This window comes from Pannonibacter phragmitetus DSM 14782, from assembly GCF_000382365.1.
GTDB lineage: Bacteria > Pseudomonadota > Alphaproteobacteria > Rhizobiales > Stappiaceae > Pannonibacter > Pannonibacter phragmitetus.
In genome coordinates this window covers 207,973-220,441 of record NZ_KB908219.1, presented here as the reverse complement: position 1 = coordinate 220,441, position 12,469 = coordinate 207,973, and the positions used below count along the sequence as shown (strand labels likewise).

The window sequence follows — 12,469 nt, the reverse complement described above, 5'->3', positions numbered from 1 at the left end:
AACGGTGGAGACCGCAAGCTTCACCATCACCGCAACGGACGCCAACAGCGATACGGGCGCTAACGCCTACTCCCTGCAGATCAATGCAGCCCCGGCCTCAAACGTCGCCACCCTGGCGAACCTCGTCCTGTCTCAGGGTACGCTGACGCCTGGCTTCGCCAGCGGCACAACCAGCTACACCGCCTCCGTAGGAGACGCCGTCACATCGCTGAGCGTCACACCTGCAGCTACAGACGCAAATGCCACCATCACCGTGAACGGAATGCCCGTCACTTCCGGCAATGCCTCGGGTGCAATCAACCTCGTCACCGGCACCAACGCCATCACCGTTGTGGTGACCGCACAGGATGGCGTCACAACCCAGACCTACACGATCACCGTCAACCGTGCAGCGCCACCGGCAAGCATTGCCTTGTCACCTGCGGCAGGCGGCCTCACAGCCGCTCAGGCGGGCACAGCCTACAGCCAGACCTTCACCGCATCCGGCGGGTCAGGATCCTACAGTTATGCCGTTACCAGCGGCGCCCTGCCTGCTGGCCTCACCCTTGCCGCCAACGGCGCGCTGACCGGAACCCCGACCACCGAAGGCACCGCGAACTTGACCTACCCAGCGACGGACGCCAACAACGACACGGGCAGCGCGGCCTATTCCCTGCTGATCAATGCCGCCCCGGTCACCATCACCCTGTCGCCCCCAGCTGGCAGCCTCACAGCCGGACAGGTGGGCACTGCCTACAGCCAGACCTTCACTGCATCCGGCGGCACAGGCCCCTACACCTATGCCATCACCAGCGGTTCCCTGCCTGCAGGCCTCACACTTGCCGGAACGGGCGAGCTGACCGGCCCCCCCACAAGCGCAGGGACCGCAAACTTCACCGTGACGGCAACGGACGCCAACAACGATACGGGCAGCGCCGCCTATTCCCTGCAGGTCACCGCGCCCCCCGTTTCAATCAGCTTCTCGCCCGCAGGCGGTGCTCTGCCTGAAGCGATGGCCGGGGAGGATTACACCGCCGCCATCACGGTGAGTGGCGGGACTGGCCCCTATCTCTTCAGCGTCAGTGCCGGAGCTCTGCCTCCCGGCATGGTTCTGAACGTTTCGACCGGCGCGCTGAACGGGCCTCTCAATGCGGATGCAGAAGGCAGCTACAGCTTCACCATTCAGGTGAGCGACGCCAGCAACGCCGTTGCTTCTGCTGCCTATACGCTCGAGGTCAAGAAGCGTGCCGTGACCGTGACGGACAAAGTCGTAACTGTTCCGGCCGGATCGACGCCCGGCAACGTCAATCTCGCCACGGGAGCGACCGGTGGGCCGTTCATTGATGCAAACCTTCTCTCGGTCGAACCTGCAAATGCTGGGACGGCACGGATTGTAAACAGCCAGTTTGCCCAGGCTGGCGGCGGCGGCTCGGCAGGCTTTTATCTGAAGTTCACGCCCAATCCGTCCTACTCCGGTCAGGTGATCATTCGCTTCTCCCTGACCAGTGACCTCGGCGTCTCAAACACCGGCAGCGTGATCTACAACCTCGGATACAATCCGGAAAAGGTCGCCACAGAAATCGACAGCATCGTTCGGGGCTTCGTGCGGACCCGGCAGGGCCTCATTGCAAACGCAGTGAAGGTGCCCGGGCTGCGTGACAGGCGTCGGATGCAGACGGCGAATGAGATCGTCAGCATGCGTTTCACGCCCTCGGAGCGCGGCATGTCGCTTGGATTTGCCACCAGCCTGGAGCAGATGAATGCGGCCAGCAATGCCCTGACGCCGGATCTCAAGGCTGAGGCGATGGCCTTCAACGTCTGGATCCAGGGCTCAGCCACCGCCCATACGCGCAAGCAGAATGACGGCCGCTGGGGCAGCTTTGCCATGCTTTCCGCCGGTGCGGACTATCTTCTGGCCGACTGGGCTCTGCTTGGTGTGTCTTTCCACTATGACCGTATGAGCGACCCAACCCCCAACGGGGCGCGGCTGAGCGGCAACGGCTGGCTGGCCGGTCCCTATGCCTCCATCGAGGTCTACCGGAATGTCTTCTGGGACACGCGGCTCTTCATCGGCGGATCGTCCAACGACATTGACACGGAGTTCTGGGACGGCAACTTCGACACCACCCGCTGGATGGCCGACACGGCTCTGTCCGGTGAGTGGAACCTGGATGCTGCCACGACGCTCTCCCCCACCTTGCGTGCAGTCTATCTGTCAGAGAAGGTCAAGGACTACGGCGTCCGGAACAGCGCCGGTGACCAGATTCTCATGGACGGTTTCATCGAGGAGCAGTTCCGGGTCAGCGGTGCCCTTGAACTGGCACGGCTGTTCATTCTGGACAATGGCATGCTGCTGACGCCCGCCGTTGAACTCACGGGCGGCTATGCCGGTCTTGGCGGCCGGGGTGCCTTTGGCGCCGCCGAAGGCAGCCTGACGCTGACCGACGGCTCCAGATGGCGGCTCAACGCCGGTGTCAAAGTCAATGTGGAGGGAGACGGCAGCACGTCCCTCACCGCAAAGGCCGGCGCGGGTATCCGCTTCTGATACCAAGGCGCCGAGGTCCTCAAACGCCTGCGGATCTGGCCCTTTCCCGGTGTCTCAAGACCACCGGGAAAGGGTGTTACAGAAACCGGAGGGGGGACAGGGGCGCGGGGTCGATGACCGGCGGCACGCCGGTGATGAGATCGGCCAGAATATGCCCGGTGACCGGTCCCAGCGTGAAACCGCAATGGCCATGGCCGAAGTTGAGCCAGAGGCCGCTCTCGCCGGGGGCAGCGCCCAGCACCGGCAGACTGTCCGGGAAACAGGGGCGCGAGCCCATCCAGGCACCGGGTTCGGCAGGAACCGTCAGCGGAAAGATCTCGCGGGCCTTGCGGAAAGCCCGCTCCACCTGCACCGGCGTCGGCGCCGCATCCCGTTCGGCCAGTTCAATGCCCGTCGTCAGACGGATGCCCTTTTCCATCGGCGCCAGAACATAGCCCATTTCCGCATCCACCACGGGCCGCGACAGCCCCGCCCCGGCCCTCGCCTTGTAGTGCTGGTGGTAACCGCGCTTGACGGCGAGCGGGAAGCGGTAGCCGAAGCCTTTCAGGATATCCATGGACCATGGCCCCAGACACAGGGCAACGGCGCGCCCGCGCACCGGCCCCTTGTCCGTGGCAATGGCCCAGCCCCCGTGCGAGCGCGTCAAACGCCTTGCATCCCCGATCATGATCTCCCCGCCCTTCTCCGCCAGCGACCGGGCAAAGGCCTTGGTGACGGCGCCGGGATTGGACACCGATTCGCTCTCGGGCCAGAAGATGCCCCGGCAGCCTTCCGCCGTGAGATAGGGCTCCAGTTCATTCAGATCGAGATCATCCAGTTCGTGATAATCGACGCCGAAGATCCGGGCATAATGACGCTCGGCCACCGTCGCCTCGAACCCTGCCTCCGTGCGGTAGACATGAACGGCCCCCGTCCGGCGGTAGTATTTCAGCGCCTCAGCCGCCTCAGCCAGCACCCGGTGCTCGCCGGCGGCATAGGCCTCCAGCGCATTCATCGCATGGGCAAGGCGCTGCACGCCCGTGCGGCTGCCATGGCGGCGGAACGCCATCAGCCAGGGCAGCAGACGCATCACGGCAGAAAGGCTGTAATTGGCGCCGGGCCAGCGCCCCAGCGCGATGTTGAGCAGGAATTTCGCATCTCCGGGAAAACCGGGCGGCAGGAATCCGTTGCGCTCTATGATCCCGGCATTACCATGGGACGTCTCTTCGCCGGGCTGGCGGCGGTCGACAAGGGCAACGTCAAGCCCCCGTCGCTGCAACTGCAGGGCGGTCGAGGTTCCGACCATGCCGGCGCCAAGCACGATGACGTCAACTGTGCGCACCTGCCACCCTTCCAGCCCTGCCTTCACCCGCCCGAGTTGCTTAACATTCTGACGCTTATAGCCTCTTTCGCCAACACCTAAAGGAGAGAATTACCGTATGGCCCTTTCCCTCACAGGCGCGCTCGGCTGGCTGGGCCGCCGGGGCACGGGGGCGGTGGCCCTGAGCGCCTTCGCCGGCATGGTGCTGCCGGGCCTCTCCTCCCTGGCGCGGCCCTTTGTGTCCGAAGCCATTTTCGCGCTGCTGGTGCTGGCCTTCCTGAAAGTGGACCAGACCGCCGTTCTGGCCCGGCTGCGCCGCCCCGGGCTGGTGCTGGCGGCCAGCCTCTGGATGATGCTTCTGTTGCCCACGGGCGCCGCCCTCCTCGCCGCGGCGGCGGGCTTGCGGGAGGCTGCGCCCGATCTTGCCATGGCGCTGTTCATCGTCACGGCAGCCCCGGCCATCATGTCCTCGCCTGCCTTCATGTATTTCCTGAAGCTTGACGGCGCGCTCAGCCTCACGGTTCTGGCCCTGTCCATGCTGCTGGTGCCGCTCACCGCTCCCTTCACCGCCTATCTCATTCTGGGCGAGACGCTGCCGCTCGACAGCCTGACACTGGGCCTCAAGCTGTTCGGCCTGCTGGCCGGGTCCATGGCTGTTGCCGCGCTGCTGCGGCGGCTGGCAGGCGAAGCAAGGATCGCCGCCGCGCAGGATGTGATCAGCGGCGGCAACGTGCTTTTGCTGTTCTTCTTCGCCGTCGCCGTCATGGATGGTGTGGCGGCAAGCTTTGCCAGCCGCCCGCTGGTGTCGCTCGGCATCGTGGCCCTCACCTATGCGGTGACGCTGACACAGGCCGGCCTGACGATGCTGGTCTTTGCCCCGGCCCTGCGCAGCGATGCCTTCGTCATCGCCTATTCTGCCGGAAACAGGAACATGGGGCTGATGGTTGCCGCCCTTGGCGGCACCCTGCCGGACCTTGCCTGGCTCTATTTCGGCCTGGGCCAGCTGCCGATCTACACCCTGCCCTATCTCGCCCGCCCGCTGGCCCGGCGGCTGACGGCATCAGCCCCGGCAAAGCAAGCCTAGCAACGCTGTTGCTTGCAGGGAAATGACGGCTCACCCTGCGGAAGGCAATCAAGTCAGGTGTTACACCTCAGGAACTGCTTGTCCTTGCCGGGACGAGTGAGGCCATGCGCAGGGCTGTCTCAGGGTCGGCGGGCAGGAAGGCTTCAATCGCAAGCTCAGACAGGGTCACGTCGAGCGCTGTCCCGAAGATCGTGGTTGTGCTGATGAACGAGAGCAGGCCTTCTTCAGTCTGCAGCCGCAGGGGAACGGCGATACCCTCAGCACCGGAACAGCCGCTTACCCCCGCCATCTCGCGGCTTGTCGCGGCCGGATAGCGCCGCAGCTCTGCTTCAAGGGCCTGTAGAGAAACATCAGCAGAGGCTTCGATCTGCGCGGCAAGACGGGCCAGAACATGGCGGCGCCATTCGCCGAAGTTCACAATCCTCGGCGCCAGCCCTTGCGGATGCAGGCTGACGCGGAGGGCGTTCACCGGCGGCTCCAGCAGCTTTGGATCCACACCGGCAAGCAGAACGGCAAGCGCACCGTTGGCGTCGACCATGTTCCAGTGGCGGTCGACGGCCAAGGCGGGGTGCGGCTCAAACGCCTTGAGGATGGTTCCGACGGCCTCGCGAGCCGCCGCCATTCCCGGATCTTCCAAGGCGCGGCCCGCGAACATGGGGGCATAACCGGCGGCCATCAGCAAGGGGTTCTGGTCTCTGAGCGGCACCTTCAGCTGCTCCACAAGGCGTAAAATCACGTCCTTGCCCGGCACCGACCGGCCCGACTCGATAAAGGAGAGATGCCGTTGCGAGATACCGGCGTCCAGAGCCAGTTCAAGCTGGCTGAGCCTCCGGCGCTGCCGCCAGACGCGCAGCATCGTGCCGATTGAACCGGGATTTGTGACATTGGCGGAAGCCGTCATGGTTTTCATGGACGCAGAATAGTGGGAGCCGCTGCTTCGAAGCTATTACCTTGGAGGTAATCGCCTTCAGAAGCAATCCGGAGAAGTCTGGGCATAGCAGAGGCGGGATGGTCCCGCTTCCAGCACTCGACAGGACAGTCCAATGCCTCTTCTTTCCCTGAAAACAATCCTTCTCGCAGATGCAGCAGCCTGCCTTGCCATGGGCGCGCTGCTGATTGCCGCAGCCTCGCCCCTGGCAGCGATCACGGAAATACCTGCGGCACTCTCCACCTGGGTTGGCGTGCTTCTTCTGCCCGTCGCCGCTTTCATTGCCGCCATCGCGTTCCGCTTCTGCCACATGACCGCAGTGGCAGGGATCATCATCCTGGGAAACATTGGCTGGATCGTGGCCAGCATGGCGCTGCTCGTCATGGACGTGATTGCGCCGAACGCTTTTGGAACGGCGTTTATCATCGCCCAGGCTCTGGCCGTTGCCGTCTTCACATGGCTTGAAACCACAGTAGTGGCCCGGCGTTTCCATGCTCATTCCGCTTGAGCCGGAATGTCTGCATCAGGAAGGATTGAGACATGACAGCCTATGCCATCGCCCGGATCAGCAAGATCGAAATGGGTCCCGGCATCGTGACCTATCTGGAGATAGATCGACGGCACCCTGGTGCACTTTGGCGGCCGGTTCATTTTCCATGGCGGCGGAAAAACCCTGCTGGAAGGTGACTGGAGTGAAGACCTCGTCATCATCGCCTTTCCGTCGATGCCAGATGCTCAAGCATGGTATGCATCTCCGGCCTATCAGGCGATCCTGCCACTGCGAACGGAAAACGCCGCTTCGGATGTCATCCTCATGCAAGGGGTGGATGCAGATCACCGGGCAACCGGTATTCTTGCCAATTGAGCAAATCCGCTTGCTGCGCGCCTCTGCCGGTCCTGACGGCAAGCGCGCAGCGGTTTCCCGCAGTTGCAGCCTGAACAGCCACGCCATGCCGATACGCCGGAGCGGGCTCGGACTGTACTTTGGCCAAATCTTCGCTTTCGCTCAGTTTCGTGCCCCTTCACCGCCGCATGGCATTGAGCCTCTGGCCCGTCTCTGATAGACCCCAGCCAGTTTTCCCAGAATGAGGACCCGCGATGATCCCGCGCTATTCCCGCCCCGACATGGTTGCCATCTGGTCTCCCGAGACGAAATTCCGCATCTGGTTCGAGATCGAAGCCCATGCCTGCGACGCGCTGGCTGATCTTGGCGTGATCCCGCAGGAAGCGGCGCAGACCATCTGGGAAAAGGGCGGCGCGGCCACCTTCGACATTGAGCGCATCGACGAAATCGAGCGCGAGACGAAGCACGATGTCATCGCCTTCCTCACCCATCTGGCCGAGATCGTCGGCCCGGATGCCCGCTTCGTCCATCAGGGCATGACCTCCTCGGACGTTCTGGACACCTGCTTCAACGTGCAGCTGGTGCGCGCCACCGATCTTCTGCTGAAGGACATGGACGCGCTGCTGGCCGCCATCAAGCGCCGCGCCCTTGAGCACAAGGACACGGTCTGCATCGGCCGTTCGCATGGCATCCATGCCGAGCCCGTCACCTTCGGCCTGAAGATGGCAGAGGCCTATGCCGAGTTCGACCGCTGCCGCAAGCGCCTGATGAATGCGCGTGAGGAAATCGCCACCTGCGCCATTTCCGGCGCCGTCGGCACCTTCGCCAACATCGACCCGCGTGTGGAAGAGCATGTGGCGCAGGCTATGGGCCTCAAGGCCGAGCCGGTCTCCACGCAGGTCATCCCGCGTGACCGCCACGCCATGTATTTCGCCACGCTCGGCGTCATCGCCTCGTCCATCGAGCGTGTGGCCACCGAAATCCGCCACCTGCAGCGCACGGAAGTTCTGGAAGCGGAGGAGTATTTCTCCCCCGGCCAGAAGGGCTCTTCCGCCATGCCGCACAAGCGCAACCCGGTGCTGACCGAAAACCTGACGGGCCTTGCCCGCCTCGTGCGCGGCTTCTCCATCCCGGCGATGGAAAACGTCGCCCTGTGGCATGAGCGGGATATCTCCCACTCCTCCGTCGAGCGCATGATCGGCCCGGACGCCACCGTCACCCTCGACTTTGCGCTGGCCCGCCTCACCGGCGTCATCGACAAGCTGCTGGTCTATCCCGAGCGCATGATGGGCAACATGGACCGTCTCGGCGGCCTTGTGCATTCCCAGCGCATCCTGCTCGCCCTGACCCAGGCCGGCTCCTCGCGCGAGGAGGCCTACCGTCTGGTGCAGCGCAACGCCATGAAGGTCTGGGAGAGCTATCAGGTTTCCGGTTCGGCCGGTGTGGACTTCCTGAGCGAGCTGCTGAACGATGCAGATGTGCGCCAGTATCTGTCCGAAGACCAGATCCGCGACCGGTTCGACCTCGGCTATCACATCAAGAACGTGGACGTGATCTTCAAGCGCGTCTTCGGGGACAGCTGAGACCATGAAGATCGCCGACGCCGACATCCTGCTCATTCCCGGCTATGCCAACAGTGACCCCGGTCACTGGATGCGCCGCTGGGAAGAGAAGATGGCCAACGCGCGGGTGGTGGAACAGGACAACTGGTTCACGCCCTCGAAGAAGGTCTGGATGGAGACGCTGCTGGCCGCCATCGCGGCGGCGGAGCGCCCGGTGGTGCTGGCCGCCCATTCCCTCGGTTGCATTCTGGTTGCCCATGGCGCCCATGTGCTGCCGAAGGACAAGGTGAAGGGCGCCTTCCTCGCCGCCCCGTCCGACTGGGACCGGCCCGGCCTCGTGCCCGCCTTTGACGGCGGCGACTTCGTGCCGGTGCCGCGCATGCCCCTGCCCTTCCGCACCCATGTGGTGGCAAGCCAAAACGATCAGTACTGCGATTTCGAGGTGGCCAAGGGCTTCGCCCACAGCTGGGGCGCCACGTTCCAGGATGCGGGCTACGCCGGCCACATCAACCTTGAGAGCGGCCACGGCCCCTGGCCGGAAGGCATGATGTCCTTCGCCCATTTCATGGCGCGGATGTAATTATACCCTCTCTCGATGAGCTTGCCTCATCGAGAGAGGGTTAAGCCCGTGCGGCGCTTGAGCAAATTCAAGGCGTGATGCGTCAGCATCTTAGCGCCTTGGTATTATACCCTCTCTCGATGAGCCAGTCTCATCGAGAGAGGGGCAAAGTCCTTACGGCGGCTGACAAGTCTTTCAACATTCCCGCGCCAGCCTTTACCCCCTCACGCAACCCGGTTGCGGGGCTGGATCATGTCGCGGATGTGCTTGCCGGCCAAAACACTGGCCGGAATGGCGAGAAGCAGGCCGCAGGCTGCAGCCCCTGCCAGCATCAGCGGATTGAAGTGGTCGAGACCATAGACCGACAGCGGCACAAGAGCGCCGATACCGGCCAGTGCCGGTCCGATGATGATGAAGAGAATCGCGGCAAGCTTCCACATGACACAGGCTCCGGTTACGTATGCCCGGCGCGCAGAAGCACGCCGCAACATCCCGATCACCGCGCCTGCCGTCCGGGCGCCACTGCCCCATGCCGGTGATCTTCCCCGTCAAGTTGCGCTGGCCGGAACGGATGGTCCTTGATCCGGATCAAGCAAGCCGTGCCAGAACGTCGCGGAAGGCGCCCTGAATGACCGGCAGATCCATGCCATGGGCGAGCAGACGGTAGCCCATGGCCTCAGCAGCCTTCACATCCTCCGGCGTCATGCAGAAATAGCCCGCAATGCGCCCGGCGGTGCGGGTCTTGCCGATGATCAGTTCTGCGGCCTCCCGAACGGCATCGCTGTGGGGGTTGAGCGCAGCGCCATTGGACAGCGTCAGCGACAGGTCGCCCGGCCCGACGAACACCCCGTCAATGCCCGGCACAGCCAGAATTTCATCCAGCGCTGCGACGGCCTCCGGCGTTTCGATCATGGCAAAGGCCAGAACCTCGCTGTTGGCGCTGGCGAGATAGTCCGGCATGGTCTGCCCGGCCAGCATCGATGCACGCACGGGACCCCAGCTGCGGCTGCCCAGCGGCGGATATTTCATCGCAGCGGCAAAGGCTCTGGCGTCTTCCGCAGAATTGATCATTGGCCCAATCACCGCCTCGGCACCCGCGTCGGCGGCACGGCTGGCCATGGCATTGCCGCCCACGGGAATACGGACGATCCGGTGCGCTCCGCCCAGCGCCACGGCAGCCAGACAATCGCGGATGCTGCCCGCATCATGAATGCCGTGCTGCATGTCCAGCGTCACCGCGCCGAAGCCCGCCCGCGCCATGGCCTCGGCCACCACGGGCGCCGGCAGCACGGACCAGGCCGTCACCACCGTTTCATCTGCCTTGAACCGCGCTGCGAGTGTCTTCCTGTCTGCCATCCGGACCTCCCTTTTTCTGCCTCATCAGACAGGATGTCAGACAACCCGGCAAGGCAGAATCAGGCTGCATCCGTTCGCCATCCCCATGCCCAGCAAAAAACCTCCGCACCGGAGGCACGGAGGTTCTGTCACACGTCCAATCAGATGATGCTTCAGATGCCCTTCTGGATCTGGTCGATCGCGGTGTGCATCAGCTCGTCCATGGTACGGCGAATCTGGTGGTCGGACTGATCCACATGGCCCTTGTCGAAATCGGCGCGGATCTTGCGGAAAACGTCCTCATCGCCAGCTTCCTCGAAGTCGGCACGGACCACTTCCTTTGCGTAGTCATCTGCCGCTGCAGCAGAAAGCCCAAGCTTTTCCGCAGCCCACAGGCCCAGAAGCTTGTTGCGCCGGGCGTTCGCCTTGAAGCGCAGCTCCTCGTCATGAGCGAACTTGTTTTCGAAACTCTCCCCACGACCGTCAAACGTGCTCATGAAATGCCTCCTCTTGTGCAGACAGCAAACCTTCAACCACCTGCGTGGCCCCACTCATATGGTATCTGTTCCGCGCTCTGCATATCCCCCGCAATGATGCAAATCAACGCGCTAGCGCAGAGACTGACGCGACGTGAGCCGCTCCCTCAAATGATTACCCCGGCTCCATTGTACTTTTGCAAAGGATCGTTTAAGTTCCGCGCCGCTGATGCGGGGCTGATTGTCGATGTTGAATGAAATGGCCAGCACTTGCGCCACTTCAGAATCGCACGCACAGGAGTTTCCCGCATCGATGGATTTTCTCAAGCAAACACGGTACGTGCCCATGAATCGCCGCCGGCGTATCTATGAAGGCAAGGGCAAGATCCTCTATGAGGGCCCTGAGCCTGGAACCTTGATCCAGCATTTCAAGGACGATGCAACCGCCTTCAACGCCAAAAAGCACGAGATTGTGGACGGCAAGGGTGTGCTTAACAACCGCATCTCCGAATACATCTTCAATCAGCTGAATGGCATGGGCATCCCGACCCATTTCATCCGCCGGATGAACATGCGCGAGCAGCTGATCCGCGAAGTCGAGATCATCCCGCTCGAAGTCGTGGTGCGCAATGTTGCAGCCGGTTCGCTCGCCACCCGCCTCGGAATCGAGGAAGGCGTGCAGCTGCCGCGCTCCATCATCGAGTTCTATTACAAGAACGACGCCCTCAACGACCCGATGGTCGCTGAAGAGCACATCACCGCCTTTGGCTGGGCCACCCCGCAGGAACTCGACGACATCATGGCGCTCGCCATCCGCGTCAACGACTTCCTGTCCGGCCTGTTCCTCGGCGTCGGCATCCGCCTTGTCGATTTCAAGATCGAATGCGGCCGCCTGTTCGAAGGTGACATGATGCGCATCGTCGTCGCGGACGAAATCTCGCCGGACAGCTGCCGTCTGTGGGATATCGCCACCAACGACAAGATGGACAAGGACCGCTTCCGCCGCGACATGGGCGGGATGCTGGAAGCCTATCAGGAAGTCGCGCGCCGTCTCGGCATCCTGAACGACAACGAGCGCCCGAACGGCTCCGGCCCGACGCTCGTCCAGTAAGGCTCAACACCCTCAAGGCCCCGTCCAGCTTCTGCCGGACGGGGCCTTTTGTGTTTGCGGGCAGCTATCTGCAACTTGCCGCAGTCACTTGCGCCAGGCCCCCTCCTCCACAAACGCATCCCGCGTGGTTGCCGCGAGCATGCGTTCCAGCTCTGCCCTGTTCAGCCGCATGCAGTAAGCCGGCCGGGCACGCTCGAAACGCCAGCCTTCACTCAGCGGCCCGGCATCCACCACATCGAAACCGAATTGCCCGGTCAGACGGGCAACGGTAGCCTTCGCGTCCGCATCATCCCCAGCAATCGGGAGCGCGCGGCGGTCTGTTGCACCGGACGGGCGCCCATCCTTTGCAACATCAGCCATCACGATGGCGTTGAACGCCTTGACCACACGCGATTGCGGCAAATGCGCCGCCAGCAATTCGCTTGTTGTCGTTTGCTGCCGGTCCAGCTCTTCAATCGTGCCATCCCGTTCCGGATAGTAGTTGTTCGTGTCGATCACGATCTTGCCCGCGAGCAGCCCGGCCGGGATAGATCTGTACGCCTTCAGCGGCACAGCAAAGACGACGATGTCACCGAATGCAGCGGCTTCTGCCGCCGTTCCGGCAGCGCAGCCGAGGGCACTGCGCACGCTGAACAGCGTGTCTGGTCCGCGCGAGTTGCTGATCATCACCTCATGGCCATTGGCGCCGGCAAGCTTCGCAATGGCCTGACCAACAAAGCCTGCACCGATAATTCCTATTCTCATGA

At 63.2% G+C, this 12,469-nt stretch carries 13 protein-coding genes; 7 read left to right on the top strand and 6 right to left on the bottom strand.

Annotation, left to right across the window (positions count from 1 at the left end):
• On the top strand, positions 1 to 2,524 hold a 2,524-nt coding region (locus H163_RS22690), incomplete at its 5' end, for a putative Ig domain-containing protein (protein ID WP_019964637.1).
• A 76-nt stretch (positions 2,525 to 2,600) separates the two neighbouring features.
• On the opposite strand, the gene H163_RS0111000 is transcribed toward H163_RS22690, so the two are convergent.
• Entirely contained in the window at positions 2,601 to 3,845 is a 1,245-nt protein-coding gene (locus H163_RS0111000; RefSeq protein WP_026355724.1) for an NAD(P)/FAD-dependent oxidoreductase, read from the bottom strand.
• 97 nt (positions 3,846 to 3,942) lie between these two features.
• On the opposite strand from H163_RS0111000, the gene H163_RS0110995 reads away from it, so the two are divergent.
• Positions 3,943 to 4,908, top strand: coding sequence for a hypothetical protein (locus H163_RS0110995; RefSeq protein ID WP_019964635.1), 966 nt, complete (start codon positions 3,943 to 3,945; stop codon positions 4,906 to 4,908).
• Between the two features lie 67 nt (positions 4,909 to 4,975).
• Here the strand turns inward: H163_RS0110995 and H163_RS0110990 are convergent, their stop codons facing one another.
• On the bottom strand, positions 4,976 to 5,818 hold the full coding sequence (locus H163_RS0110990; protein ID WP_019964634.1) for a helix-turn-helix domain-containing protein: 843 nt from the start codon (positions 5,816 to 5,818) through the stop codon (positions 4,976 to 4,978).
• A gap of 133 nt (positions 5,819 to 5,951) precedes the next feature.
• Here H163_RS0110990 and H163_RS0110985 point away from each other — a divergent pair, with 133 nt between their 5' ends.
• The 4 genes from H163_RS0110985 to H163_RS0110970 all read left to right on the top strand — a co-directional run bounded on the left by H163_RS0110985 (position 5,952) and on the right by H163_RS0110970 (position 8,822).
• A complete protein-coding gene (locus H163_RS0110985; RefSeq protein WP_019964633.1) occupies positions 5,952 to 6,344 on the top strand; it encodes a hypothetical protein in 393 nt (130 codons plus the stop codon).
• A gap of 120 nt (positions 6,345 to 6,464) precedes the next feature.
• Complete coding sequence (locus H163_RS22685; protein ID WP_019964632.1) at positions 6,465 to 6,701, top strand: DUF1330 domain-containing protein; 237 nt, start codon at positions 6,465 to 6,467, stop codon at positions 6,699 to 6,701.
• 233 nt (positions 6,702 to 6,934) lie between these two features.
• On the top strand, positions 6,935 to 8,263 hold the full coding sequence (purB, locus tag H163_RS0110975; RefSeq protein WP_019964631.1) for an adenylosuccinate lyase: 1,329 nt from the start codon (positions 6,935 to 6,937) through the stop codon (positions 8,261 to 8,263).
• Positions 8,264 to 8,267: 4 nt separating this feature from the next.
• Positions 8,268 to 8,822 (top strand): RBBP9/YdeN family alpha/beta hydrolase, encoded by a 555-nt coding sequence (locus tag H163_RS0110970; protein ID WP_019964630.1) that lies wholly within the window; start codon positions 8,268 to 8,270, stop codon positions 8,820 to 8,822.
• Between the two features lie 203 nt (positions 8,823 to 9,025).
• Here the strand turns inward: H163_RS0110970 and H163_RS0110965 are convergent, their stop codons facing one another.
• The 3 genes from H163_RS0110965 to H163_RS0110955 form a co-directional block, all read right to left on the bottom strand.
• Entirely contained in the window at positions 9,026 to 9,241 is a 216-nt protein-coding gene (locus tag H163_RS0110965; protein ID WP_019964629.1) for a hypothetical protein, read from the bottom strand.
• 148 nt (positions 9,242 to 9,389) lie between these two features.
• Positions 9,390 to 10,157 (bottom strand): HpcH/HpaI aldolase family protein, encoded by a 768-nt coding sequence (locus tag H163_RS22680; protein ID WP_019964628.1) that lies wholly within the window; start codon positions 10,155 to 10,157, stop codon positions 9,390 to 9,392.
• A gap of 152 nt (positions 10,158 to 10,309) precedes the next feature.
• On the bottom strand, positions 10,310 to 10,633 hold the full coding sequence (locus H163_RS0110955; protein ID WP_019964627.1) for a DUF1476 domain-containing protein: 324 nt from the start codon (positions 10,631 to 10,633) through the stop codon (positions 10,310 to 10,312).
• Between the two features lie 292 nt (positions 10,634 to 10,925).
• Between H163_RS0110955 and purC the strand changes: the two genes are divergently transcribed.
• A complete protein-coding gene (gene purC, locus H163_RS0110950) occupies positions 10,926 to 11,723 on the top strand; it encodes a phosphoribosylaminoimidazolesuccinocarboxamide synthase (RefSeq protein WP_019964626.1) in 798 nt (265 codons plus the stop codon).
• Positions 11,724 to 11,807: 84 nt separating this feature from the next.
• On the opposite strand, the gene H163_RS0110945 is transcribed toward purC, so the two are convergent.
• Entirely contained in the window at positions 11,808 to 12,467 is a 660-nt protein-coding gene (locus tag H163_RS0110945; protein WP_019964625.1) for an NADPH-dependent F420 reductase, read from the bottom strand.
• Between the last annotated feature and the right edge of the window lie 2 nt (positions 12,468 to 12,469).